This window comes from Xanthomonas sp. NCPPB 2866 (genome assembly GCF_041475745.2).
Classification (GTDB): domain Bacteria; phylum Pseudomonadota; class Gammaproteobacteria; order Xanthomonadales; family Xanthomonadaceae; genus Xanthomonas; species Xanthomonas arboricola.
The window spans coordinates 2,217,366-2,241,990 of record NZ_CM192975.1 but is presented as its reverse complement, the minus strand read 5'-3'; the positions used below and the strand labels follow the sequence as shown (position 1 = coordinate 2,241,990).

Here is a 24,625-nt window from a genome sequence, read left to right as displayed (position 1 = left end):
CATGATGCAATCCAAACGGATCGACCCCCTGCTGCGCCGCGCCCAGGAACAGGAAGACAAGGTCGCGCGCGACCTGGCCGAGCGCCAGCGCGTCCTGGACACCCACCAGTCGCGTCTGGACGAACTGCGCCGCTACGCCGAGGAATACGCCAACAGCCACATGGCCGGCACCAGCGCCGTGGCGCTGAGCAACCGCCGCGCCTTCCTGGACCGGCTCGACAGCGCCGTGCTGCAACAGGCCCAGACCGTGGAAACCAACCGCAACAAGGTGGAAGCCGAGCGCACCCGGCTGCTGCTGGCCAGCCGCGAGAAACAGGTACTGGAGCAACTGGCCGCCAGCTACCGCGCGCAGGAGAACAAGGTGATCGAACGCCGCGACCAGCGTGAGATGGACGACCTCGGCGCGCGTCGTTCGCGCCTGGCCCGCAGCGAAGATACCCACGGAGAATCCGCATGAACCCCTTGTCCGCTTTTGCCGCCGGCCTCGGTGCACTCGCCGGCACCGGCAAGAAACCCAGCTACAGCGATCCCTCGTCCGAGCCGGACGCTGGCCAGGACCAGTTCGCGCGCATGCTCAACCCGGCCAACACGCCGAACCAGGCCCCGCCGCAGGCGCCCGAGCGCGTGCCGGCCAAGCAGGCTGCGCCCAAGCCCAACCAGTCCGACAGGCAGCGCAGCGACGACGACCACGGCGACGACGCGCCGGGCGATGCCACCGCACGCCCGCGCGCGCAGGATGGCGATGCCAAGGCTGCCAAGTCCGGCACCGCCAAGGAACCGGCTGCCGCCGACGGCAGCAGTGCCACCGGCACCGCCAAGACCGGCAAGGGCGGCAAGACCGCGAGCAACGGCGAAGACGCGCCGGCCGATGCAGCCACCGCCGCCGACACCGGCTGGCCACCGCCGGGCTTGGGCGGCTTCGGCATGGGTCTGCTGGCGCAGGCACTGCCCGGCGGCGATGTGCTGGCGGCCGCGGCTGCGGCACTGGCGGCCGGCGTGACCGCTGCCGCCGGCGCCACGCCGGCTGCAACCGCGCTGCCGACCGACGCGGCCACACCCACCGCACCCGCGACCGCCGGCACCGCCCTGCCCTCATTGGGCGCGCTGGCACCGGCTGCCACCGCAGGCGCCAAGCCCACCTCCGTCACCGCCTTGAGCGGCGACGCCCAGGCGGCCGCGCTAATGAGCATGGCGACCAAGGCGCTGGACCCGGGCACCGACGACAGCGCCGGCCCGGCCGCGCCGGACGCTCCGGCGTTCGTGCTGCCGACCACCACGGCGGCCGCGCTCGGCCGCCTGCAGGACCCGGCGCCGGTGTTCAGCGCCTCGCCCACGCCGACCCCGGAAATGGGCAGCGACACCTTCGACGACGCCATCGGCGCGCGCCTGAGCTGGCTGGCCGACCAGAAGATCGGCCATGCCCACATCAAGGTGACCCCGAACGAGATGGGCCCGGTGGAGGTGCGGCTGCATCTGGACGGCGACAAGGTCAATGCCAGCTTCAGCTCCGCCAATGCCGACGTGCGCCAGGCGCTGGAACAGAGCCTGCCGCGCCTGCGCGACATGCTCGGCCAGAACGGCTTCCAGCTCGGCCAGGCCGATGTCGGCCAGCAACAGCAGAGCCAGTCCGGCAACCGCAACGGCGGCGGCAGCGATGGCAATGGCCTCAGCCTGGACGACAGCCCGCCCGTCGGAATTCCGTCGGTGGTGTTACGCCAGCGTGGATTGCTGGACGCCTACGCCTGAGCGTGCGCGCCGGGCGCGCCCCGGCGCGGCTAAAACCTGGGTGCCGGCAAGCTCGGGCGGCACCCCACGACCCTCGCAGCGCAAGGCCTGCGGGGGTTTTGTCGTTGAAGCTGCATGCGCGCCAGGAAACCGTCGCCGGATTGGCATGCCAATTGCATCCACTGGGTGAGCATTCCCCCTGGAGCAGACTGTGGCAGCCGCGGAAAAACCCAAGAAGACCGAAGACAAAGACGACAAGGGCGACAAGAAGAAGGGCGGCAAGCAACTTCTGCTGATCGCCGTCGGGGTCGTGGTGCTGGCCGCTGCCGGTGGCGGCGCCTGGTTCTTCTTCGGCCACAAGGGCGAGGAGAAAGACGGCAAGCACGCCGCGCCCAAGGTGGCCGAGGTGCCCAAGCCGGCGCAGTACTTCCCGATGGATCCGGCGATCGTGGTCAACCTGGCCGATCCCGGCGACGGCCCGCAGTACTTGCAGGTCGAAGTGCAGCTGGTCACCCGCGACCCGGAAGACCTCAAGCTGATCACCGAAAACGCCCCGGCCATCCGCGCGCATCTGCTGATGCTGCTGTCGCAGGTCAAGGCCACCGATGTGGCCGACCTGGTCGGCAAGCAGAAGCTGCAGAAGGCCGCCCTGGCCGAAGCGCAGAAGGTCATGACCAGCGAGACCGGCAAGAAGTGCGTCGAAGAACTGCTGTTCACCAGTTTCGTCACCCAGTAAGGCCTGCCCCATGAGCGTCAGCGATCTGCTTTCCCAGGACGAAATCGATGCCCTGCTGCATGGCGTGGATTCGGGTGCGGTCAACACCGAGCCGGAGCCGCTGCCCGGCGAGGCGCGCCAGTACGACCTGTCCAGCCAGGACCGCATCATCCGTGGCCGCATGCCGACCCTGGAGATGGTCAACGAGCGCTTTGCGCGGCTGTGGCGCATCGGCCTGTTCAACCTGATCCGGCGCTCGGCCGACCTGTCGGTGCGCGGCATCGACCTGGTCAAGTTCAACGAGTACATGCACTCGCTGTATGTGCCCACCAACCTCAACCTGATCCGCTTCAAGCCGCTGCGCGGCACCGGCCTGATCGTGTTCGAACCCACGCTGGTGTTCACCGTGGTGGACAATTTCTTCGGTGGCGACGGCCGTTACCACACCCGTATCGAAGGTCGCGAATTCACCGCCACCGAGATGCGCGTGGTGCAGCTGATGCTCAAGCAGACCTTCGCCGACCTGAAGGAAGCCTGGGCGCCGGTGATGGAAGTGGATTTCGAGTACATCAACTCGGAGATCAACCCGCACTTCGCCAACATCGTCACCCCGCGCGAGTACGTGGTGGTGTGCCGCTTCCATGTCGAGCTGGAAGGCGGCGGCGGCGAGATCCACATCACCCTGCCGTATTCGATGCTGGAGCCGATCCGCGAACTGCTCGATGCCGGCATCCAGAGCGACCGCAACGACCGCGACGACTCCTGGAACGTGATGCTGCGCGAGCAGCTGGATACCGCCGAGGTGACCCTGTCCAGCGTGCTGGCCAGCAAGCGCATGAGCCTGCGCCAGCTCACCGGCCTGAAGATCGGCGACATCCTGCCGATCGACCTGCCCGCACAGGTGCCGCTGTGCGTGGAAGACATTCCGTTGTTCACCGGCGAATTCGGCGTTTCCAATGGCAACAACGCCGTCAAGATCACCGCCGTACGCCCGCCCGGCGTGCAAGCCCCACGCGCCGTTCCCTCCCAGGACTCCAGCAAATGATCAACTCCGACATCCTCGACGCCGCGCCTGCAACCTTCGACAGCCTGCAGGCCGAGCACGACCAGAATGCCACCGACCTCAACCTGGACGTCATCCTGGACGTGCCGGTGACGCTGTCGCTGGAAGTGGGCCGCGCGCGCATCCCGATCCGTAACCTGCTGCAGCTCAACCAGGGCTCGGTGGTGGAACTGGAGCGTGGCGCCGGCGAGCCGCTGGACGTGTACGTCAACGGCACCTTGATCGCGCATGGCGAAGTGGTCGTCATCAACGACCGCTTCGGCATCCGCCTGACCGACGTGGTCAGCCCCAGCGAACGGATCCGGAGGCTGCGGTGATTGGCCTGCTGGCCGCTGCCGCGCCGGTCGCGGCCAAGGCCACCCAGGTCGGCGCGCAGGCGCCGTCCTCGCCCAGCCTGTTTGGCGCGGTGTTTGCATTGCTGCTGGTGCTGGCGCTGATCGTCGGCCTGGGCTGGTTGCTCAAGCGCATGCCCGGCAGCGGTTTCCGCAGTACCGAGGGCCTGCGGGTGGTGACCAGCCTGGCGGTGGGTGCCAAGGAACGCGTGGTGGTGGTGGAGGTCAACGGCCAGCAGTTGTTGCTCGGCGTCACCGCCGGCGGCATCAACACCTTGCACACCCTGTCCGAACCGCTGCCGTCCGCGCCCGCCCCCACCCTGCCCAACTTCAAGCAACTTCCCAATTTCGCCCAGCTGCTGGCACAGAAGCTGCGCAAGGACCCGTGACATGTTGAGTCGTTGGAATCGCTGGGGGCGCAGCCTCCGCCTGGTGCTGATCCTGCTGGTGATGAGCTGCCCGCTGCTGGCCGCTGCCACGCCCGCCGCATTGCCGGCCATGGCCCAGGCCGCCGCGCCGGCGGCCGCTCCGGCCGGCGCCAATCAGCTGCCGTCGTTGCCCAATGTCAGCGTCGGCCGCATCGGCGACCAGCCGGTGAGCCTGCCGCTGCAGACCTTGCTGCTGATGACGGCGATCACCCTGCTGCCGTCGATGCTGCTGGTGCTGACCGCCTTCACCCGCATCACCATCGTGCTGGGCCTGCTGCGCCAGGCGCTGGGCACCGGCCAGACCCCATCCAACCAGGTGTTGCTGGGGCTGTCGATGTTCCTGACCGCGCTGGTGATGATGCCGGTGTGGCAGAAGATGTGGGGCGCCGGGCTCTCGCCGTACCTCAACAACCAGATCGATTTCCAGACCGCCTGGACGCTGACCACCCAGCCGCTGCGCGCCTTCATGCTGGCGCAGATCCGCGAGACCGACCTGATGACCTTCGCCGGCATGGCCGGCGACGGCAAGTACGCCGGCCCGGATGCGGTGCCGTTCCCGGTGCTGGTGGCCTCGTTCGTGACCAGCGAGCTGAAGACGGCGTTCGAGATCGGCTTTCTGATCTTCATCCCGTTCGTGATCATCGATCTGGTGGTCGCCAGCGTGCTGATGTCGATGGGCATGATGATGTTGTCGCCGATGTTGATCTCGGCGCCGTTCAAGATCCTGCTGTTCATCCTGGTGGATGGCTGGGTGCTGGTGGTGGGCACATTGGCCGCGAGCTTCAACGCGTCGTAGCCGCAAGGTCTGCATGCGTGCCGCCCTGCCGGCGTGCCGACCCGTCCTGCCGCTTCGCTATGGGGTCCCGAAGTCGAGCAACAGACGCAGAGCAGACAGCAAGCGCGCCAACCAGTGCAGCCGATAGCGCCGAAGCGCACGGCTGAGCAATGGGCCCGCGGAGCCACCCAACACGCGTGGCTTCGCCTCGCACCCTCACCCCACCCCCCTCTCCCGCTGGAGAGGGGCGAGTTTCTGCAGACCGCAGCTTTGTCAGCCCACACACCGTCGAACAGCTCAGCCCCCTATTCAGACTCCCGCCTCCCGCCTCCCGCCTCCCGCCTCCCGCCTCCCGATTCCCGATTCCCCAATCCCCAATCCCCAATCCTATCCATTGGCACCCCACTTGCATCACCACACCCATGAGCCCTGAAATCGCCCTGACCGAATTGCGTGGTGGCCTGGTCACCGTCCTGTGGATTGCCGGACCGATGTTGCTGGCGGTGCTGGTCGTCGGTGTCGTGATCGGCGTGGTGCAGGCCGCCACCCAGTTGAACGAACCGACCATCGCCTTCGTGGCCAAGGCGGTGGCGTTGACGGCCACCCTGTTTGCCACCGGCAGCATGCTGCTGGGGCATCTGGTGGAGTTCACCATTGCGCTGTTCCAGCGCATACCGCACCTGATCGGTTAGCGGACCCGGCCGGATGGATGCTGCCACCCAGATGGTGATCGACGGCCAGCGCGCGTTTGCGATGGTCGGGGCGATCATGTGGACCATGCTGCGCACCGGTGCGTTGCTGACCGCGATGCCGTTGATCGGCACGCGCGCGGTGCCGGGACGGGTGCGGGTGATGCTGGCCGGGACCTTGTCGATGGTGCTGGCGCCGCTGCTGCCGCCGGTGCCGGACTGGGACGGTTTCACCGCGCAGGCGGTGCTCAGCGTCGCCCGCGAGCTGGCGGTGGGCGCCAGCATGGGCTTCATGCTCAAGCTGATCTTCGAGGCCGGCGCGATGGCCGGCGAGCTGGTGTCGCAGTCCACCGGCCTGTCGTTCGCGCAGATGTCCGACCCGCTGCGCGGAGTCACCTCCGGAGTGATCGCGCAGTGGTTCTATCTCGGGTTCGGCTTGCTGTTCTTCGCGGCCAACGGACACCTGGCGGTGATCGCATTGTTGGTGGACAGCTACAAGGCCCTGCCGATCGGCACCGCGCTTCCCGATGCCGCCGCCTTCGCCGAGGTGGCGCCGACCCTGTTCCTGCAGATCCTGCGCGGCGGGCTCACCCTGGCACTGCCGATGATGGTGGCGATGCTGGCGGTCAACCTGGCCTTCGGCGCGCTGGCCAAGGCCGCGCCGGCGCTGAATCCGATGCAGCTGGGCCTGCCGCTGACGGTGTTGCTGGGACTGTTCCTGCTGTCCAGCTTCGCCAGCGAATTCGCGCCGCCCGTGCAACGCATGTTCGATACCGCCTTCGACGCCGCCAGGGATTTGACTGCCTAGCGGACACATCCATAAGTGTGAACTGCCTCAAGTTTTTCGCTGGTCAGCCGTCAACGCCACAGGACGATTGATACCGCCAATCGCCATCACTCACCCACGCCAAAGTCGGCGGGAACCGATGCCCAACGTGTCTGCGCTGTTCGCTCCGATTGCGTCACGACGCGGCCACTGGTGGGCCTGGGGCTGTCTTTGGATTGCCGTGCTGCTGGCGTGCGGCCACGCGCGGGCGCAGACCTACAGCTTCCGCGACTACGCCCAGGCCGATGGCCTGCAGGGCATGACCGTCAACAGCCTGCTCGAAGACCGCCAGGGCGTGGTCTGGGTGGGCACCGAGCTGGCCCTGCACCGCTTCGAGCGCGAGAGCTTCACCCCGGTTGGCCAGGAGAGTGGCCTGGATGCGCGCTATATCCGCGCCCTGGCGCTGGATGCCGCAGGACGGTTATGGGTTGCCAGTGCCAACGGCGTGTTCGTGCGCGACGGCGGTGCGTTCGTGCAGTTGCTGCGCGACGGCAAACCGATCCGCGCCGACAGCGGCAATGTGCTGGCTGCCTATGCCGGCGGCATGGTGGTGGTCAGCGAGAACGCCTTGCTGCGCCTGTCGCCGGATCACACGGGCGGCTGGTCGGTGCACCCGCTGCCGTTGCTGCTGGCCGATGGCACCAGCCTGCCGGCCGGCAAGGCGTTACTTGCCGATGGCACGGCACTCTGGAGCAGCTGCGGGCCGCACGTCTGCCGGATCGACGAGAACGGACGCACCGAGTTGCTCGGCGAAGCCGACGGAGTGCCGGAGCGGCAGTGGCGGGCGATCTTTCGCGACCACCAGAACACCCTGTGGCTGCGCGGCGGTGGCCTGGTGCTGTCGCGCGCGCCGGGAGAGCGTGTATTCCGCAACCATGCGGCGCCGGCAGGCACCAGCTTCGACACGCTCTCGGCCGCCACCACCCTGTCCGAAGATGCACAGGGCCGCCTGCTGACCCGCTCCGATCGCGGCCTGGTGCGCTGGGAAGGCGATCACTGGCGCTACTTCGGCCACGACCAGGGGCTGCCGATCAGCCCGATGGTCGGCCCGTTGCTGATGCAGCGCACCGGCCAGCTATGGATCGGTACCCGTGGCCTGGGCGTGCAGCGCTGGCTGGGCTACGGCAACATCGAACACTGGGACGAGAGCCAGGGCCTGGCGGAAGCGCCGACCTGGATGATCCAGCGCCTGCCCAGCGGCGAGCTGCTGGTCGGCGGCGATGCCGGCTCCAATGTGCTGGATCCGCGCAGCGGGCGCATGCAGCCCTGGACGCTGGACGACGGCCAGCCGCTGCTGCAGTCGATCTCCCTGGCGCTCTCGCCGATAGACGGCGCCGCCTGGGTGGCACGCTCGTCCGGCGCATTGGCGCGGCGCGATCCGCGCAGCGGCCGGACCGTCGACGTGCTGCAGCTGGGCCTGCCGATCAACAAGCTGTTGTTCGACGCCGCCGGCACCTTGTGGATCACCACCCCGCGCGGCCTGTATCGCATGCCGCCGGGCGCGCCATACCAGGCCATCCGCGATCCGGGCGTGCCGGCCGCGTTCGTGGGCGATGTCGATCTCGATCCCCAGGGCCGGCTCTGGGCCAGCACCCGCGAGGGGCTGTACAAGCGGCAGGCAGACGGTGCCTGGCAACGCGTGCAGGTGCGTGGCGTGCTGCCCAGCCAGGATTTCTTCCTGATCGATTTTGCTCCCGATGGCGAGCTGTGGATCTCGCTGCGCGACACCGGGCTGTGGCATGGCCGCCTGCAGGCCGATGGCGTGCTGGCGCTGCGCGCGGTCGACGATCCGCTGGTGGCGCGGGTGATGCCGTTCATCCTGCGCCACGACCGCGAGGGCCGGCTGTGGCTGGGCAGCAGCCAGGGCCTGGACATGCTGCAAAACGGCCATTGGTCGCGGGCCACGCGCACCGAGGGCCTGTTGTGGGACGACATGTCGGCCAATGCGTTCTTCGAGGACGTGGATGGCAGCATCTGGCTCGGCAGCAGCCGCGGTGCCACCCATCTGATCGATCCGTTGCGCGTGTTCGCCGCACCGCCATTGCGCGTGGACATCCTGCGCGTGCGGCGTGGCAACCAGGCGATCACGCCGGGGGCGCAGGTCGACTGGTCGCAGGTGCCGCTGGATGTGGACATCAGCGCGCCCGGCGCCGAAGGCGGCCCGGACCGCATCAGCTTCCGCTACCGGGTGGAGGGCCACCAGGCACGCTGGACCCAGACCTCGCTCAGTCACCTCACCTACCCGCTGTTGCCGCCCGGCACCTACACGCTGGAAGTCCAGGCGCTGGATGCCTACCAGCGCAGCGCCAGCCCGGTCGCGCGGCTGCGTTTCGTGCTGCGCCCGCCGTGGTGGCGCGGCGTGCCGGCAGTGGCCGGCTACGTGCTGCTGGGCATTGCCGCGGTGATCGCGCTGCTGCGCTGGCGCACGCGCAAGCTGCTGCGGCGCAAACGCGAACTGGAGCAACTGGTGGCCGAGCGCACTGCCGAGCTGGAACAGGACAAGCGCGAGCTGGAGGCGGCACGCGCCGAGCTCGCGCTCAAGGCCACCCACGACGAGCTGACCGGGCTGCTCAATCGCGCCGGCATCCTGCACGCGCTGCGCGGCATGCTGGCGCGTGCCGACACCAGCGCGCGGCCGCTGGCGGTGGTGTTGATCGACCTGGACCACTTCAAGCTGGTCAACGATCAGCACGGCCACCTGGCCGGGGACGCGGTGCTGGCCGAAGTCGGCAGGCGCCTGGATACGCTGGTGCGCGGCGACGACCGCATCGGTCGCTACGGCGGCGAGGAATTGCTGGCGCTGCTGCCGGGGCTCAGTGCCCAGTCCACCCATCGCCTGCAGGCGTTGCATCGCGGGATCTGTGGCAACTACCCGATCGATGGTGGCGTGCTGCCGGTGACCTGCTCGGTCGGGGTGGCCTGGTTCCAGCCGGGCGAAACCCTGGAACAGCTGCTGGCGCGTGCCGACGCCGCGCTCTATCGCGCCAAGCGCAATGGACGCAACCGCATCGATTACGACCATGTGCGCTACGACGCCGCGTCCAGCGGCTGAACCCGCGCCTGGCCGCAGGCCGAAGGACAGCGCCATTGCTGCGATCTGCCAACCGGCCGGGCACGTAGCCTCCCACGGACGCCTTGCCGGGAAAGACGTGTCCGCTGCGACGCCTGCGTGCGGGCAGCCATGCAGCCGTTGCGCGACCGGCATCAAGCCATCGGCGTGATCGCGCCTGCAGCGACAGGGTCCGGCCCAGGGAACAACACGCGCCCGGCAAGGGCCGTGCGCGCTGCGCACTCACGCCGCCATGCCTGCTTAAGCATTAAAGAAACACGCGTGAACAGCCGCTAGTCGGTTTACTGCGGCCTGCTATGGGGGCCGCCCATGGCAAGCGTGAGACACCCGCGCGAGGGGCGCGGACCACACGCGCCGATGCGTGGGAGAGTGCAACGCTCGTGGGGGTTGAGTACCGTCAATGCAGGTCGTCAGGCCGGCGCGCACCGTTCTTGGCGGTGCTGCTGCTGGCCTTGCTGTCGCTGGCCGATCTGGCCGGCGCGCAGAGCGCGAGCATTCGTCGCTACGCCCACGACCAGGGCTTGCTCGGGCTGGCCGGCACCTGCCTGCTGCAGACCCGCGCCACGCTGCTGTGGGTGTGTACCGAAAGTGGCCTGTATCGCTACAACGGGCGCAGCTTCCAGCAGGTGATGCTGGATGGCCTGCGCAACGAACCGATCACCTCAATGGCCGAAGCCGCCGACGGGCGGCTGTGGGTGGCCGGCTTCCAGGCCCTGTTCGTCGGCGACGAGCACGGCTTCCGCAAACTGGCCCCCGACGAGGCCGAACACCTGCAGGAAGACATGCTGCTGGCCAGTCCCTCCTGGGGCACGGTGCTGGCCAATGGCGGCACGCTGGAACGATTGAGCGCACGCGGCAACGGCCACTGGCATAGCGAGCCGCTGCTGGATACCGCCACCCGGGTGCGCGTGCCCGAGCTGTCCAAGGTGCTGAGCCTGTCGGTGGACGGCGACACCTTGTGGGCCGGCTGCGCCAAGCGGCTGTGCGCCATCGATGCGCAGCGCAAGGTGCAGGTGTACGGGCCGGACCAAGGCGTGCCGGAAGATCGCTGGTACAGCGTATTGCGTGATCACGACGGCGCACTGTGGGTCCGCGGCACCGGCAACCTGCTCTATCGCGCGCCGGGCGCCAGCAAATTCAGCGTGCGGCCGCTGCCCTTGCTCGATGGCAGAACCATCGGGCGACAGGCGCCGTTGGTGCTGGACCGCGAAGGACGCGTGCTGGTACGTCGCAACGACGGGCTGGCGCGCTGGGAGAACGGCCGCTGGCGCAGTTTCGGCGCCGACAACGGGCTGCCGCCCGGCAGCAGCGATGCGATCCTGGTGGACCGCGATGGCGATGTCTGGATGACCGTCGATGGCGAAGGCCTGGTGCGCTGGGCCGGCTACGAATGGATCGAGAACTGGGACGCCTCGCAGGGCATGCCGGCCGCGCCTACCTGGTCGATCGCCCGCGACGCGCAGGGCGCGTTGCTGGTCGGCAACGAACACGGCACCGGCCGCCAGGTCGATCCGGGCGGCCGGTTCGTCCCGGCCCTGCAGGCCTCCGGGATCCAGATCGTGGGCATGCAACGCAGCGCCGATGGCAGCCTGTGGACGCTCAATTCGGCCGGTTCACTGCGCCGCACCTGGCCCGATGGCCGCAGCGCGCAGATCGCCAAACTGCCGCGCACCGCACGCCGCCTGCTGATCGATCGGCAGGGGCGGATGTGGATGCTCAGCGCGGGCGGCCTGTTCGTGATCCGGCATCCGCTGGATGGCGGCACGATGGAAGCTGTTCCGGAGATGCCCACCATCGCCTATACCGACATCCAGCAGACCGCCAACGGCACGTTGTGGGTGTCCACCGCCAACGGCTTGTTCCGGCTGCAGGGCGCGCGCTGGTCCAGGGTCGAGGTGCTGGTCAATGGCGGCGCCTCGGACCCGTGGATCAGCAAGTTCCACATCAGCGACAGCGGCGAGGTGTGGCTGGCGTTCTATCGGCCCGGTCTCTGGCACGGCATGTTGCTGGGCGAGCGGCTGGATCTGCAGGCGATCAGCGACGAGGCGCTGCGCGATGTCGGCGTCTACCTGATGCGCGGCGACAGCCTCGGCCGGGTCTGGGTGGGCCATGCGCGCGGCGTGGAGGTCTACGACGGCGAGCGTTGGGCGCATCTGTCGCAATCGCAGGGCCTGCTGTGGGACGACATCTCCGAAGCGGCCTTCGCCGAGGATCCGGATGGGTCGATCTGGATCGGTACCTCGCGCGGGGTGAGCCATCTGCTGGACCCGGCGCGGCTATTCGATGCGCGCCAGCCCAGCGTGCGCATCGACAGCGTCAGCCGTGGCGGCGTGCCGGTGCAGCGCGGCCAGTTGCTGGGCTGGAGCGACCAGCCGCTGCATATCGAGCTGTCCACGATGGAGGTGTACGACGACCCGAGTCGCCTGACCGTGCGTTACCGCCTGCTCGGCCTGCACAACGAATGGATCCAGAGCGACAACCTGTCGATCGACCAGGCGCCGCTGCCCTCCGGGCATTTCCGCCTGCAGGTGCAGGTGCTGGACCGCTACCGCCGCACCACCTCGCCGATCGCCGACCTGCCGTTTGCGGTGGCCCCGCTGTGGTGGCGCAGCCCGCCGGCGATCGCGTTGTATGTGCTGATCGGCAGCGCGCTGCTGGCCGGCCTGTGGCGCTGGCGGCACCGCCACCTGGTTGCGCGCGAACGCATGCTGGCCGAACTGGTGGCCGAGCGCACCTATCAGCTGGAACACGAAAAACGCGATCTGGAAAGCGCGCGTGCGGCGCTGGCCCTGAAGGCCAGCCACGATTCCCTGACCGGCCTGCTCAACCGCTCCGGCGTGCTCGAAGCCATGGCCGAAGAACTGCAGGCCTGCGCGCACGGCGGGCATCCGCTGGCGGTGGTGCTGATCGATCTGGACCACTTCAAGCTGGTCAACGACGAACACGGGCATCTGGTCGGCGATGCGGTGCTGGCCAAGGTCGGCGCGCGCCTGACCGCCTGCCTGCGCGACTCGGACAAGGTGGGCCGCTACGGCGGCGAGGAACTGCTGTTGCTGCTGCCGGGCATGTCGCAGCATAGCCAGCACCGGCTGCGCGCCATCCACGAAAAGCTCAGCCTGGCACCGTACGAGGTGGGTGCCGCCCGGCCGCTGCCGGTGACCTGTTCGGTCGGCGTGGCCTGGTTCCGGAGCGGTGACAACGCCGCCACGCTGCTGGCGCGTGCCGACGAGGCGCTGTACCGCGCCAAGCGGCATGGCCGCAATCGCATCGAACCGGAAGAGCCCGAATCCTCGGTGGCATGAGCAGCCGCGCCCCGGGGCGCAGGCCAGGCGCATCCAACGCAGCGGCCCCACAGCGCCGCCTGCCCCGATCAGCCACTTTTTCAGGCCGGCCCCCTCTCGGCCAGCTCTCCCCCGACCCCGACTCCCCAACCCCGGCCCCAGCGACTGGAACGCCACTTGCATGACGCAGGACTGACCAGTCACCGGCACCTCCATGTCCGAGTCCGAAGACGGCGGCGAACGCACAGAGCTTCCCACCGAAAAACGCCTGCGCGAAGCCCGCGAGCAGGGCAACATCCCGCAATCGCGCGAGTTGTCCACTGCCGCGGTGTTCGGTGCCGGCGTGTTCGCGCTGATGGCTCTGGCCCGCGGCATCGGCGATGGCGCCAGCGTCTGGATGAAGACCGCGCTCAGTCCGGACCCGAAGATGCGTGAAAACCCGATGGCGCTGTTCGGCCATTTCGGCGACCTGCTGCTGCAGCTGCTGTGGGTGATGCTGCCACTGATCGGCATCTGCCTGGCCGCCGGCCTAGCCGGCCCGCTGTTGATGAGCGGGCTGCGCTTTTCCGGCAAGGCGATCATGCCCGACCTCACCAAGCTCAACCCGATGAACGGGATCAAGCGCATGTGGGGCAGCAACAGCCTGGCCGAGTTGATCAAGTCGGTGCTGCGGCTGCTGTTCGTCGGCCTGGCCGCCAGCCTGTGCATCTCCAAGGGCCTGCACGGCCTGCGCTCGCTGGTGAACCAGCCGCTGGAACAGGCGGTAGGCAACGGCCTGGACTTCACCAAGAGCCTGCTGTTCTACACCGCCGGCGCGCTGGTGCTGCTGGCCGCCATCGACGCGCCGTACCAGAAGTGGAACTGGCTGCGGAAGCTGAAGATGACGCGCGAAGAGATCAAGCGCGAGATGAAAGAAAGCGAGGGCAGCCCGGAGGTCAAGGGCCGCATCCGCCAGATGCAGATGCAGATGTCGCAGCGCCAGATGATGGAAGCGGTGCCCAAGGCCGACGTGGTGCTGATGAATCCGACCCACTACGCGGTGGCGCTCAAGTACGAAGGCGGCAAGATGCGCGCCCCGATCGTGGTGGCCAAGGGCGTGGACGAAATGGCCTTCCGCATCCGCGAAGCCTGCGAACAGCACCGGGTGGCGATCGTCACCGCCCCGCCTTTGGCACGCGCCTTGTATAGAGAAGCGCAAATCGGCAAGGAAATTCCCGTGAGACTCTATTCGGTCGTGGCCCAGGTGCTGTCCTACGTCTACCAGCTGCGTGGCTGGAACGGCGGCCCGATGCCGGAATTGCCGTCGCTGGACGTGGATGAGTTCGGCAAGGGAGCCAGCGCATGAGCGCCCAACCCGCCCCGATGAATGCCCGGCGCATCATGGAGTTGCTGCGCAACGGCCTGGGCGCGCCGCTGGCCCTGATGGCCATGCTGGCCATGCTGATGGTGCCGCTGGCCGCGCCGGTGCTGGATGCGCTGTTCACCTTCAACATCGCCATCTCGCTGATGGTGCTGCTGGCGGTGGTGTACGTGCAGCGCCCGCTGGAATTCACCATTTTCCCGATCGTGCTGCTGATGACCACGATGCTGCGGCTGGCGCTGAACGTTGCCTCCAGCCGCGTGATCCTGATCAACGGCCAGGACGGCCATGCCGCAGCCGGCAAGGTGATCGAGGCATTCGGCCAGTTCGTGATCGGCGGCAACTACGCCGTGGGTATCGTGGTGTTCGCGATCCTGACCATCATCAACTTCGTGGTCATCACCAAGGGTGCCGGACGCGTGTCGGAAGTGACCGCGCGCTTCATCCTGGACGCCATGCCCGGCAAGCAGATGGCCATCGACGCCGACCTCAACGCCGGTTTGCTGACGCGCGAGGAAGCCAAGGCCCGCCGCGAGGAAGTCCGCGAGGAAGCCGACTTCTACGGTGCGATGGACGGTGCCAACAAGTTCATCCGCGGCGACGCCATCGCCGCCATCCTGATCCTGTTCATCAACCTGGTCGGCGGCATGGCGGTGGGTATGTTCCAGCACGGCATGAGCTTTGTGGATGCCGCCTCCACCTACACCCTGCTGTCGATCGGCGACGGTTTGGTGGCGCAGCTGCCGGCCTTGCTGGTGTCGTCCTCGGTGGCCTTGTTGGTGACCCGCGCCTCGCGTGCGCAGGACATGCGCGGCGCCATGATCAGCCAGGTGTTCGGCCAGCACCGCGCCCTCGCGGTGGCTGCGGCGATCCTGGGCCTGGTCGGCCTGGTGCCGGGCATGCCCAACGTCGCGTTTTTGACGCTGGGCCTGATCCTGGGCGTGATCGCCTGGAAAATGTACAAGCGCAGCCTGGTCATCCCGCCGACCGGCGACCCCGCCACCGATCCCAAGGCCGCCGCCGCGGCCACTGCCGCCCAGGCCAGCTCGGAGCTGAGCTGGGACGAGCTGCGCCCGATCGACCCGCTGGGCCTGGAAGTGGGCTACCGGCTGATTCCCCTGGTGGACAAGAATCAGGGTGGCGAACTGATGGCGCGCATCAAGGGCGTACGCCGCAAGCTCACCCAGGACATCGGCTTCCTGGTGCCGCCGGTGCATATCCGCGACAACCTGGAGCTGTCGGCCAACGCCTACCGGTTGCTGGTACACGGGGTGCCGGTGGCCACCGCGGAAATCTATCCCGATCGCGAACTGGCGCTGGACCCGGGCGGTGCGCTCGGCCAGCTCGACGGCATCCCCGGCAAGGACCCGGCGTTCGGCCTGGACGCCACCTGGATCCAGCCGCACCAACGCGCCTATGCCGAATCGATGGGCTACACGGTGGTCGACCCGGCCACCGTGGTCGCCACCCATCTGTCGCACCTGATCCGCGAACACGCCCCGGAACTGCTCGGCCACGAGGAAGTGCAGCAGTTGCTGGCGACCCTGGCCAAGACCGCGCCGAAGATGGTCGAAGACCTCACCCCGAAGGCGCTGCCGCTGTCGGTGGTAGTGCGCGTGCTGCAGAACCTGCTGATCGAGCGCATCCCGGTGCGCCAGCTGCGCAAGATCGTCGAAGCGCTGGTCGAACACGCCCCGCACAGCCAGGACCCGACCACCCTCACCGCCGCGGTACGCACCTCGCTGGGCCGCTTCATCGTGCAGGAAATCGCCGGCATGTCGGCCGAGCTGCCGGTCTACACGCTGGCCCCGCAGCTGGAGCGCGTGCTGCAGGAATCCACCCACGGCAACGGCGTGGCGCTGGAGCCCGGCCTGGCCGAACGCCTGCACCAGAGCCTGGCCGACTGCGTCGGCAAGCAGGAAGCGCGCAACGAACCGGCGGTCGTGCTGGTGCCCGGCCAGGTCCGCGCCGCCCTGGCCCGCCTGGTCCGCCACAGCGTCCCGTCCCTGTCGGTGCTGGCCTACAGCGAAGTGCCCGAAGACAAGCGCCTGAAGCTGGTCGGCACGATCAGCTGAGACCGCCCACCGACGTAGGAGCGCACCTGGGCGCGATTAGCTTTACCGGCACACCCCGTCGCGCCCGGGTGCGCTCCTACGACAGGCCAGCAATCCTGGAAAACACCCCGGACGCTGACACCACTGTAGGAGCGCACCTGGGCGCGACAGGCGTTACCGGCACAGCCCGTCGCGCCCGGGTGCGCTCCTACGACAGGCCAGGCAATCCGACAACACACCGCGGACGCCGACCCCACCGTAGGAGCGCACCCGGGCGCGACAGGCGTTACCGGCACGGCCCGTCGCGCCCGGGTGCGCTCCTACGACAGGCCAGGTAATCCGACAACACATCGCGGACGCCGACACCACGGTAGGAGCGCACCTGGGCGCGACAGGCTTTACCGGCACGGCCCGTCGCGCCCGGGTGCGCTCCTACGACAGGCCAGGCAACCCGAGAACACACCGCAGACGCCGACACCACCGTAGGAGCGCACCCGGGCGCGACAGGCGTTACCGGCACAGCCCGTCGCGCCCGGGTGCGCTCCTACGACAGGCCAGGCAACCCGGGAACACACCGCAGACGCCGACACCACGGTAGGAGCGCACCCGGGCGCGACAGGCGTTACCGGCACGGCCCGTCGCGCCCGGGTGCGCTCCTACGAACCTACCCACCACGCCGACCAGCACCCGGCGTCGGAAAGCCGCCACTGGTCCGGATCTCCAATCGATTGCACGGCGCTGGCCGTTTCCAGGCGTTCCGAGCGCCTCAGACTGGACCTCCGACCCGCCAGCGCATCCGCCCGCACGACGACGCCAGCGCATCGCCGCCCCGGAAAAAAGTCAATCAATCCATTGACTTGAAGCCGTCGGACCCAGCCGGACACACAGCTCCCGCCTGGTCCTAACGCACCAGCTTCCCGCGCCGGAACCCCGGCACCCCGTTTTGGCACGCCGCGTGCATTAGCTCTGCCGAGACCGCAGCCAGCGCCACCGCTGCGGGGCGAGAGCAGCACTTGGAACAACCGAACGGGACAGGCAACTCATGACGCTGGCAACACACCCACATTCATCGCGCACCCGTCCGGCGTCCGGCGGGTCCCGTTCCTGGAGGCACTTCGCATGAAAATCAAACGCTTCGTTGCCCCGGACATGCGCACCGCATTCCGCATGGTGCGTGAAGAACACGGCCCGGACGCAGTGATCCTGTCCAATCGCCGCACCGCCGAAGGCATCGAGATCGTCGCTGCCAGCAACTACGACGAAGAACTCGTGCAGCGCGCCCTGGAAACCGCGCGCTCCGAGACGCCGGCCGTTACCGCCGCGCCGATCCCGTCGGCAGCTGCCCCGCAAGCACCGGCCCCGCAAGCGGCCGCCGCACCGGTCCACGCACCGCTGAAGCCGGCCGCCGATGCCGGCACGAGCCAGCGCCAGCGCGTTGCCAGTGCCGCCGAAGACATGATCGCCGCGATTGCGCTGCGCCAGCCGGTCAACGTGCCGCGCCAGCCGCAGGTGCCCGCACCGGTGCGTAGCGCCGCCGTCCCCTCGCCCGCCGCCCAGGCGCTGGCCCACGCCGTCGCGGTGACCGCCGCGCCGCGCCAGGAACACGCGCTGTCGGCCGTGCCGGAACAGCTGTTCGCCGATTTCCTGACCACCGCGCCGGTGCAGCGCGCCGCCGTGCAGGCTGCCCCGGTGCAGGCCCCGACCCCGATCATGGCCGCCGCCGCTGCGCCTGCGCAGGCCGGCTACGACCAGGACGAGGACGCGCTGGACGACGACGCCGACTTCGACCTGGACGCGCTGCCGCAGATCCTGCCGCCGGCCGCGTTGCCGCCGCTGGTGGTCGCCCCGCCGGCGCTGGCCGCGGTGCCGGTCGCCGCCGCCCCGGCGCCGCAGAACGACGAAGAACTCAAGCAGTTGCGTGGCGAGCTGGCGCTGATGCGGCAGATGATCGAGCGCGAAATGAACCGCCTCACCGACGAGCGCCTGCGTGGCTCGCCGGTGCGCGCGCAGGCCCTGGAGCTGATGGACGACTACGGCTTCGACGCCGGCCTGATCCGCGACGTGGCACTGCAGATTCCGGCCGATACCGAATTGCACCGCGGCCGCGGGCTGATGCTGGGGCTGCTGTCCAAGCGCCTGCCGGTGGCCCCGGTCGACCCGCTGGAACGCGGCGGCGTGATCGCCCTGGTCGGCCCGACCGGCGCCGGCAAGACCACCACCATCGCCAAGCTCGCCCAGCGCTTCGCCGCCCAGCACGCCCCGCGCGACGTGGCCCTGGTCACCACCGACACCCAGCGCGTCGGCGGCCGCGAGCAGCTGCACAGCTACGGCCGTCAGCTCGGCATCGCCGTGCACGAGGCCGACAGCGCCGAGAGCCTGCTGGAACTGCTCGAGCGCCTGCGCGACTACAAGCTGGTGCTGATCGACACCGCCGGCATGGGCCAGCGCGACCGCGCCCTGGCCGCCCAGCTGAACTGGCTGCGCGCCGCGCACCAGGTCACCTCGCTGCTGGTGCTGCCTGCCAACGCGCACTTTTCCGACCTCGACGAGGTCGTGCGCCGCTTTGCCCACGCCAAGCCCCAGGGCGTGGTGCTGACCAAACTTGACGAGACCGGCCGCTTCGGTAGTGCGCTGTCGGTCGTCGTCGATCACCAAATGCCCATCACCTGGGTGACTGACGGACAGCGGGTCCCCGACGACCTGCACCGCGCCAATGCCGCCAGTCTCGTTCTTCGCCTTGAAGATTTGCGGCGCGCTGCCGATAAGCCCTGTACTCCGGAGCACAACCATGCAGTCGCGTGAATACGCCAAGCTGACCAACGCCTTCCCTCTGTCGGCGACCCGTCCCGAGCCTCTGGGCCCGGTGCGCACCATTGCCGTGACCGGTGGCAAGGGCGGCGTGGGTAAAACCAACATCTCCGCCAACCTGGCCGTGGCGCTGGCCGACATGGGCAAGCGCACCCTGCTGCTGGACGCCGACCTGGGCCTGGCCAACCTGGACGTGGTGCTGGGCCTGTCGCCCAAGTACACCCTGGCCGACCTGATCGCCGGCCGCTGCACGCTGGATGAGGTCATCATCGAAGGCCCCGGCGGCGTGCTGGTGGTCCCGGCCGCCTCCGGTCGCCGCCACATGGCCGAACTGGCCCCGGCCCAGCACATCGGCCTGGTCAACGTGTTCTCCGAGCTGGAACGCGATCTGGACGTGATGGTCATCGACACCGCCGCCGGCATCACCGACAGCGTGCTGACCTTCTGCCAGGCCGCCCAGGACACCGTGGTGGTGGTCTGCGACGAGCCGGCCTCGATCACCGACGCCTACGCGCTGATCAAGGTGCTCTCGCGCGAACGCGGCGTGGACCGCCTGCAGATCATCGCCAACATGGTGCGCGACCCCAACGAGGGCCGCCTGCTGTACGACAAGCTGTCGCGGGTCTGCGAAAAATTCCTCGGCGACGTGTCGCTGAACTACCTCGGCCACGTGCCGCAGGACGACTGGTTGCGCCTGTCGGTGCAGCGCCAGCAACCGGTCATCAAGGCCTACCCCGCCAGTCCGTCGGCGCAGGCCATTGCAGAAATCGCTCGCCGTACCTCGCGCTGGCAGGCCCCCACCGTGCCGCGCGGCAATGTCGAGTTCTTCGTCGAACGCATCATCCAACGGGGAGTGGCCGCATGAGCACCGCTACCGCAACCACGGCCAGCGCGCAGTACCGCGCCGTGCAGCGCAACAACGCCAACGACATCGTCACCCAGCATGCCGACCTGGTGCGCCGCATCGCCCACCATCTGGCCGCGCGCCTGCCGGCGAGCGTGGAAGTGGACGATCTGATCCAGGCCGGCATGATCGGCCTGATCGAAGCCTCGCGCAGTTACGACTCCGAACAGGGCGCCTCGTTCGAGACCTACGCCTCGATCCGCATCCGCGGCTCGATGATCGACGAGATCCGGCGGGGTGACTGGGTGCCGCGCTCGGTGCACCGCCGCGCACGCGACGCTGCCGCCGCCGTGCGCAAGATCGAACAGCACACCGGTCGCGCCGCCGCCGCCACCGAAGTGGCCGCCGCGATGGAGATGCCGCTGCCCGACTACCTGCGTCTGATGGAAGATGCCGCCCGCGGCCAGGTGCTGAGCCTGGAGTCGCGGATCGAGGATCACGGCGAGCTGGACACCACCGCCAAGGGCGGCCCCAATCCGCAGCAGATGATGGAGCGTGGCGAATTCGGCCGCGAGCTGGGCAAGGCCATCGGCCAGTTGCCCGAGCGCGAGCAGCTGGTGCTGTCGCTGTACTACGAACAGGAATTGAACCTGAAAGAAATCGGCGCCGTGCTCGGTGTCAGCGAATCGCGCGTCTGCCAGATCCATGGCCAGGCGGTGGTGCGTCTGCGCGGCCGCCTCAAGGTCTTCGAACTGGCCGATGCCGGTGTCGAAATTGACGAATGATTTTTTCGCGCATTTTTTAGTGTTAGGAGCTTGATGTGAACAAGAACATGCGGATTTTGATCGTGGACGACTTCTCGACGATGCGACGTATCGTCAAGAATCTGTTGGGCGATCTGGGCTTCACCAATACCGCAGAGGCCGAAGACGGCAACAGCGCATTGGCGGCGTTGCGGGCGGGCCCGTTCGATTTCGTGGTCACCGACTGGAACATGCCCGGCATGACCGGCATCGACCTGCTGCGCAACATCCGCGCCGACGCCAAGCTCAAGCACCTGCCGGTGATGATGGTGACCGCCGAAGCCAAGCGCGAGCAGATCATCGAAGCGGCCCAGTGCGGCGTGAACGGCTACATCATCAAGCCGTTCACCGCACAGACGCTGGAAGAGAAGCTGGGCAAGGTGTTCGAACGTCTGGCGGCGACCGCCTGATGAACGCCACCGTGGAAGCCGATGCCGAACGTGCCGCCCTGATCGAGCGCCTGCAGCACGCGCTCGATGCACTGGAAAGCGGTGACCAGGTCGCCTGGCGGCGCGAGGTGGACCACCTCGCCGCGCTGCGCACGCGCCCGATGATGCAGAGCCTGAGCCGGCTCGCGCGCGAACTCGGGCAGGCGCTGGGCGAGTTGCCCACCGTGCCCGAGGAAGCCGGCGAACTGGACGATGCCTGCTCGCGCCTGGACCACGTGGTGGAAATGACCGAGAAGGCCAGCCATCGCACGCTGGACCTGGTCGAGGAATGCCGCGAGCTGGCCAACCAGCTGCGCGACGGTGGCCTGAACCAGGACCAGGGCGCGCTGATGGACAAGATGCGCCATAACCTGACCGAGCTGTCGCTGGCGCAGAGCTACCAGGACCTGAGCGGCCAGATCATCCGTCGCGTGGCCGGGATCGTGCGGCGCGTGCACGAGGGCTTCGGTGCACTCGGCCTGCCGCCGAAGAATCCCGAGCCGAAGAAAGACGACGGCGGTCTTGCCGGTCCTGCAGTCAAGGGCCTGGACCGTCACGCGGTGTCGCAAGACGACGCCGACGACCTGCTGTCCGGATTGGGGCTGTAACCATGAGTGCTGTTCCAGACGATATTGCTGCCGATTTCATTGTCGAGGCCCAGGAGATCCTGGATCGCCTCGGCGAACAGCTGGTGTCGCTGGAACAGGCACCGGACGAAGCCGACCAGCTCAACGCGGTGTTCCGCGGCTTCCACACGCTCAAGGGCGGCGCCGGCTTCCTGGCGATCAAGCCGATGGTCGAGCTCTGCCACGCCGCCGAGGAAACCCTGGGCATGGCGCGCTCCGGCCAGGCGGTGTTGCAGGCGCATCACTTCGATGCCGCGCAGCAGTCGCTGGATTATCTGCAGGCCATGCTGGATGCGATGGGCTCGGGCGAAACCGTGCCGCACGCGCCGGCCTCGCTGATTGCGCAGTTCGATGCCAAGAGCGGCCCGCCGGCGGTCAAGGCCGCGCCCAAGGCCGCTGCCGCAGCACCCGCACACGATGACGCACACGGCGCTGCTGCGCCTGGCGCCAAGGCCGCGCCCAAGGCGGCGGCCAAGGCGGCCGACGCCGAGCAGACCGTGCGCGTGGACACCAAGCGCCTGGACGCCATCGTCAACCTGATCGGCGAACTGGTGCTGTCGCGCAACCGCCTCAAGACCCTGCGTACCCGCCTGCGCGACGAAGAACTCGACCGCGCGGTCAGCACGCTAGACATCGCCACCGCGCGCCTGCAGACCGCGGTGATGCGTACCCGCATGCAGCCGGTGAGTAAGGTGTTCGCGCGCTTTCCCAAGGTGGCCCGCGATGTCGCGCGCACGCTGTCCAAGGAAGTGGAACTGGAACTGATCGGCGCCGAGACGGAACTGGACCGCAACTTGGTCGAAGCCCTGGCCGACCCGCTGGTGCACCTGGTGCGCAACGCGATCGACCACGGCATCGAATCGCCGGCCCTGCGCGAAGCCACCGGCAAGCCGCGCAGTGGTCACGTGCGTCTGTCTGCGCAGCAGGAAGGCGACTACGTCAGTATCGAGATCCAGGACGACGGCGCCGGCATCGACCCCGAACGCCTGCGCGAGATCGCCCGCAACAAGGGCCTGATCGACGCCGAAGCCGCCGCCCGCCTGAGCACCGACGAGTGCCTGCACCTGATCTTCATGCCGGGCTTTTCCACCAAGGCCGAAGTCACCGACATCTCCGGCCGCGGCGTGGGCATGGACGTGGTGCAATCGCGCATCCGCGAACTCAGCGGACAGATCCAGATCCAGTCCGAACTGGGCCGCGGCAGCCGCTTCATGATCCGCGTGCCGCTGACCCTGGCGATCCTGCCCACGCTGCTGGTGCAGGCCGGCGAAGCGGTCTACGCCTTGCCACTGGCGCGCGTGGTCGAGGTGCTGCACGCCCCGCAGACCTCGCTGGGCTGGTTCGACGGCCGCGCCGTGCTGGACCGCCGCTCGCACACCCTGCCGCTGATCGACCTGCGCCGCTGGCTGGGCGTGCCTGCCGAACAACCGCCGCTATTGACGGTGGTGCTGCTGCAGGCCGGCGAAACCCGCTTCGGCCTGGTGGTGGACCAGGTCCGCGGCCGCGAGGAAGTGGTGATCAAGCCCCTGCCCCGTGCCCTGCGCGGCCTGCCCGGATACGCCGGCGCCACCCTGATCGGCGACGGCCGCATGGCGCTGATTCTGGATGTGGATGGATTGCGCTCCAGCGATCATTGAGGTTGGGGATTCGGGATTCGGGATTGGGAGAATCGGGAATCGGGAATCGGGAATCGGGAATCGGGAATCGGCAAGACGATCCTGGTTGCCTGATCTAATGACAACGGCCGCGTACTGCGGCCGTTGTCGTTTCACTAGCAGTATCGCTGCCGATTTACGCCGCTACGCGCGCGGACATGGGCGCGATGGTTTGGCGACGGCCAGGCTGCCGTGGAAGTGAACCTGGAACCGTTATTTCCCGTTGTGCGCTGGTGTGGCTGCGACGCTAGTGGCATCCGGCACCGAGGTCAATCGCAAGGCTTATGGCAGCCGCCACATCATCGCCGCACGCTGCGCGCCTTGGCCGGCACCTCCACCGGCGGCAACACCTCCATCAACAACTGCCCCGCGCTGGCGGTGATGCGCAGCTTGGTGCCGATGGCGAAGCCCAGCTGTTCCAGCCATAGGCCGCTAAGGCGGACGTGGGGCACGTGCTGGTCGCCGGCGTGGTCGTGGGCGCCGGGGTAATGGGTGTAGCTGACGGTGCATTGGCGCGGGCGGCGGGCGCGGCGGGGTGCGCGTAGCGTGCCGGGACCTTGCGGGGAGGCGTCCGGGTCGGGTGGCAGCATCGGTGGCAGCTTGGTGCGGTCGGGTTCCACAACAACCCACTGCACCCGCTTGGGTGGCGCGGGGCGCGCACGCGTGCGGGTGGGCCGTGCGCTGGCAGATGCCGTGGGTGGGCGGCGGCGTGTCATGGCGCCTCCGGGTGGTGGCAGGTGATGGTTGCAGCGACGTACTGCTGCAATGGCACAGCCCTGCGTGCCGACAGGCGGCGCGAGGTGTGCGGCAATACACCGAGCTGGCGACTCAGCGGATGCGCGGTATGGTCTCTCGCCTGCTCAATAGCTGTGCTTGCGTCGAGCCTGCGCAGCACATCGCCCATATCCCACCGCAGGCGGTGAGCGGAAGCTGGCAACAGATCAACCGGCACAAATGCCGGCATGGATGGTGCGGTAGACATGGCAACGCCCTCCTGGAACAACCCAAGAACCGCCGCCAACGGCGACGGGATGTCGGGAGGTTCGAAACCGCACGTAGCCGGCGGGCATATTCCCCTTGCGGGTGTTGTATTAGCCGCCCTCCCGACACAGGCATTGCGTCGGCTTGTACCTGCAGGATGCA

The 24,625-nt window shown here is 68.3% G+C and carries 21 protein-coding genes; 19 read left to right on the top strand and 2 right to left on the bottom strand.

What is annotated here, in order from left to right:
* Nucleotide 1: 1 nt before the first annotated feature.
* From fliJ to ACCQ04_RS09550, 19 genes are all read left to right on the top strand, one after another.
* Nucleotides 2-457: a flagellar export protein FliJ gene (gene fliJ, locus ACCQ04_RS09640; protein ID WP_054591189.1), complete on the top strand. Its 456-nt coding sequence runs from the start codon at nucleotides 2-4 to the stop codon at nucleotides 455-457.
* Nucleotides 454-1,746, top strand: coding sequence for a flagellar hook-length control protein FliK (locus ACCQ04_RS09635; RefSeq protein WP_372358756.1), 1,293 nt, complete (start codon nucleotides 454-456; stop codon nucleotides 1,744-1,746). The genes fliJ and ACCQ04_RS09635 overlap by 4 nt, the downstream gene beginning before the upstream one ends.
* A 190-nt stretch (nucleotides 1,747-1,936) precedes the next feature.
* Entirely contained in the window at nucleotides 1,937-2,461 is a 525-nt protein-coding gene (locus ACCQ04_RS09630; RefSeq protein WP_372358755.1) for a flagellar basal body-associated FliL family protein, read from the top strand.
* 10 nt (nucleotides 2,462-2,471) lie between these two features.
* Nucleotides 2,472-3,485, top strand: coding sequence for a flagellar motor switch protein FliM (gene fliM / locus ACCQ04_RS09625; RefSeq protein ID WP_016904991.1), 1,014 nt, complete (start codon nucleotides 2,472-2,474; stop codon nucleotides 3,483-3,485).
* On the top strand, nucleotides 3,482-3,820 hold the full coding sequence (fliN, locus tag ACCQ04_RS09620) for a flagellar motor switch protein FliN (protein WP_016904992.1): 339 nt from the start codon (nucleotides 3,482-3,484) through the stop codon (nucleotides 3,818-3,820). Before fliM ends, fliN begins: the two co-directional genes overlap by 4 nt.
* A complete protein-coding gene (gene fliO / locus ACCQ04_RS09615) occupies nucleotides 3,817-4,224 on the top strand; it encodes a flagellar biosynthetic protein FliO (protein WP_024937666.1) in 408 nt (135 codons plus the stop codon). Before fliN ends, fliO begins: the two co-directional genes overlap by 4 nt.
* Nucleotide 4,225: 1 nt before the next feature.
* Entirely contained in the window at nucleotides 4,226-5,059 is an 834-nt protein-coding gene (fliP, locus tag ACCQ04_RS09610) for a flagellar type III secretion system pore protein FliP (protein ID WP_104609406.1), read from the top strand.
* A 401-nt stretch (nucleotides 5,060-5,460) separates the two neighbouring features.
* Entirely contained in the window at nucleotides 5,461-5,730 is a 270-nt protein-coding gene (locus ACCQ04_RS09605) for a flagellar biosynthetic protein FliQ (protein WP_005917968.1), read from the top strand.
* A gap of 13 nt (nucleotides 5,731-5,743) precedes the next feature.
* A complete protein-coding gene (fliR, locus tag ACCQ04_RS09600) occupies nucleotides 5,744-6,535 on the top strand; it encodes a flagellar biosynthetic protein FliR (protein WP_024937668.1) in 792 nt (263 codons plus the stop codon).
* Between the two features lie 118 nt (nucleotides 6,536-6,653).
* Nucleotides 6,654-9,605, top strand: coding sequence for a diguanylate cyclase (locus ACCQ04_RS09595; RefSeq protein WP_372358754.1), 2,952 nt, complete (start codon nucleotides 6,654-6,656; stop codon nucleotides 9,603-9,605).
* Nucleotides 9,606-10,003: 398 nt separating this feature from the next.
* Nucleotides 10,004-12,925 (top strand): ligand-binding sensor domain-containing diguanylate cyclase, encoded by a 2,922-nt coding sequence (locus tag ACCQ04_RS09590; RefSeq protein ID WP_372358753.1) that lies wholly within the window; start codon nucleotides 10,004-10,006, stop codon nucleotides 12,923-12,925.
* Nucleotides 12,926-13,118: 193 nt separating this feature from the next.
* Entirely contained in the window at nucleotides 13,119-14,249 is a 1,131-nt protein-coding gene (gene flhB / locus ACCQ04_RS09585; RefSeq protein ID WP_039511031.1) for a flagellar biosynthesis protein FlhB, read from the top strand.
* A gap of 17 nt (nucleotides 14,250-14,266) precedes the next feature.
* Nucleotides 14,267-16,339, top strand: coding sequence for a flagellar biosynthesis protein FlhA (flhA, locus tag ACCQ04_RS09580; protein WP_024937671.1), 2,073 nt, complete (start codon nucleotides 14,267-14,269; stop codon nucleotides 16,337-16,339).
* Nucleotides 16,340-17,437: 1,098 nt separating this feature from the next.
* On the top strand, nucleotides 17,438-19,120 hold the full coding sequence (flhF, locus tag ACCQ04_RS09575; protein WP_372358752.1) for a flagellar biosynthesis GTPase FlhF: 1,683 nt from the start codon (nucleotides 17,438-17,440) through the stop codon (nucleotides 19,118-19,120).
* On the top strand, nucleotides 19,107-19,991 hold the full coding sequence (locus ACCQ04_RS09570; protein WP_010374294.1) for a MinD/ParA family protein: 885 nt from the start codon (nucleotides 19,107-19,109) through the stop codon (nucleotides 19,989-19,991). The genes flhF and ACCQ04_RS09570 overlap by 14 nt, the downstream gene beginning before the upstream one ends.
* Complete coding sequence (locus ACCQ04_RS09565; RefSeq protein WP_024937674.1) at nucleotides 19,988-20,755, top strand: RNA polymerase sigma factor FliA; 768 nt, start codon at nucleotides 19,988-19,990, stop codon at nucleotides 20,753-20,755. The genes ACCQ04_RS09570 and ACCQ04_RS09565 overlap by 4 nt, the downstream gene beginning before the upstream one ends.
* A 35-nt stretch (nucleotides 20,756-20,790) precedes the next feature.
* Nucleotides 20,791-21,183, top strand: a complete 393-nt coding sequence (gene cheY / locus ACCQ04_RS09560; RefSeq protein ID WP_002813536.1) for a chemotaxis response regulator CheY — start codon at nucleotides 20,791-20,793, stop codon at nucleotides 21,181-21,183.
* Complete coding sequence (locus tag ACCQ04_RS09555) at nucleotides 21,183-21,809, top strand: protein phosphatase CheZ (protein ID WP_016904946.1); 627 nt, start codon at nucleotides 21,183-21,185, stop codon at nucleotides 21,807-21,809. The genes cheY and ACCQ04_RS09555 overlap by 1 nt, the downstream gene beginning before the upstream one ends.
* A gap of 2 nt (nucleotides 21,810-21,811) precedes the next feature.
* Nucleotides 21,812-23,464 carry a chemotaxis protein CheA gene (locus ACCQ04_RS09550; protein ID WP_016904945.1) on the top strand — a complete coding sequence of 551 codons (1,653 nt, stop codon included), beginning with the start codon at nucleotides 21,812-21,814 and terminating at the stop codon, nucleotides 23,462-23,464.
* A gap of 317 nt (nucleotides 23,465-23,781) precedes the next feature.
* Here the strand turns inward: ACCQ04_RS09550 and ACCQ04_RS09545 are convergent, their stop codons facing one another.
* Entirely contained in the window at nucleotides 23,782-24,198 is a 417-nt protein-coding gene (locus ACCQ04_RS09545; RefSeq protein ID WP_184517352.1) for a SymE family type I addiction module toxin, read from the bottom strand.
* Nucleotides 24,195-24,464 (bottom strand): hypothetical protein, encoded by a 270-nt coding sequence (locus ACCQ04_RS09540; RefSeq protein ID WP_372358751.1) that lies wholly within the window; start codon nucleotides 24,462-24,464, stop codon nucleotides 24,195-24,197. The genes ACCQ04_RS09545 and ACCQ04_RS09540 overlap by 4 nt, the downstream gene beginning before the upstream one ends.
* Nucleotides 24,465-24,625 lie beyond the last annotated feature (161 nt).

Bases quoted from the DNA above. Each gene is read 5' to 3' on its own strand.
- fliR (WP_024937668.1), top strand. From the start codon at position 5,744: ATGGATGCTGCCACCCAGATGGTGATCGACGGCCAGCGCGCGTTTGCG.
- fliM (WP_016904991.1), top strand. From the start codon at position 2,472: ATGAGCGTCAGCGATCTGCTTTCCCAGGACGAAATCGATGCCCTGCTG.
- ACCQ04_RS09550 (WP_016904945.1), top strand. From the start codon at position 21,812: ATGAGTGCTGTTCCAGACGATATTGCTGCCGATTTCATTGTCGAGGCC.
- flhA (WP_024937671.1), top strand. From the start codon at position 14,267: ATGAATGCCCGGCGCATCATGGAGTTGCTGCGCAACGGCCTGGGCGCG.
- ACCQ04_RS09605 (WP_005917968.1), top strand. From the start codon at position 5,461: ATGAGCCCTGAAATCGCCCTGACCGAATTGCGTGGTGGCCTGGTCACC.
- ACCQ04_RS09570 (WP_010374294.1), top strand. From the start codon at position 19,107: ATGCAGTCGCGTGAATACGCCAAGCTGACCAACGCCTTCCCTCTGTCG.
- ACCQ04_RS09595 (WP_372358754.1), top strand. From the start codon at position 6,654: ATGCCCAACGTGTCTGCGCTGTTCGCTCCGATTGCGTCACGACGCGGC.
- ACCQ04_RS09565 (WP_024937674.1), top strand. From the start codon at position 19,988: ATGAGCACCGCTACCGCAACCACGGCCAGCGCGCAGTACCGCGCCGTG.
- fliP (WP_104609406.1), top strand. From the start codon at position 4,226: ATGTTGAGTCGTTGGAATCGCTGGGGGCGCAGCCTCCGCCTGGTGCTG.
- flhB (WP_039511031.1), top strand. From the start codon at position 13,119: ATGTCCGAGTCCGAAGACGGCGGCGAACGCACAGAGCTTCCCACCGAA.
- ACCQ04_RS09635 (WP_372358756.1), top strand. From the start codon at position 454: ATGAACCCCTTGTCCGCTTTTGCCGCCGGCCTCGGTGCACTCGCCGGC.
- fliJ (WP_054591189.1), top strand. From the start codon at position 2: ATGATGCAATCCAAACGGATCGACCCCCTGCTGCGCCGCGCCCAGGAA.
- ACCQ04_RS09555 (WP_016904946.1), top strand. From the start codon at position 21,183: ATGAACGCCACCGTGGAAGCCGATGCCGAACGTGCCGCCCTGATCGAG.
- ACCQ04_RS09540 (WP_372358751.1), bottom strand. From the start codon at position 24,464: ATGTCTACCGCACCATCCATGCCGGCATTTGTGCCGGTTGATCTGTTG.
- fliN (WP_016904992.1), top strand. From the start codon at position 3,482: ATGATCAACTCCGACATCCTCGACGCCGCGCCTGCAACCTTCGACAGC.
- ACCQ04_RS09545 (WP_184517352.1), bottom strand. From the start codon at position 24,198: ATGACACGCCGCCGCCCACCCACGGCATCTGCCAGCGCACGGCCCACC.
- flhF (WP_372358752.1), top strand. From the start codon at position 17,438: ATGAAAATCAAACGCTTCGTTGCCCCGGACATGCGCACCGCATTCCGC.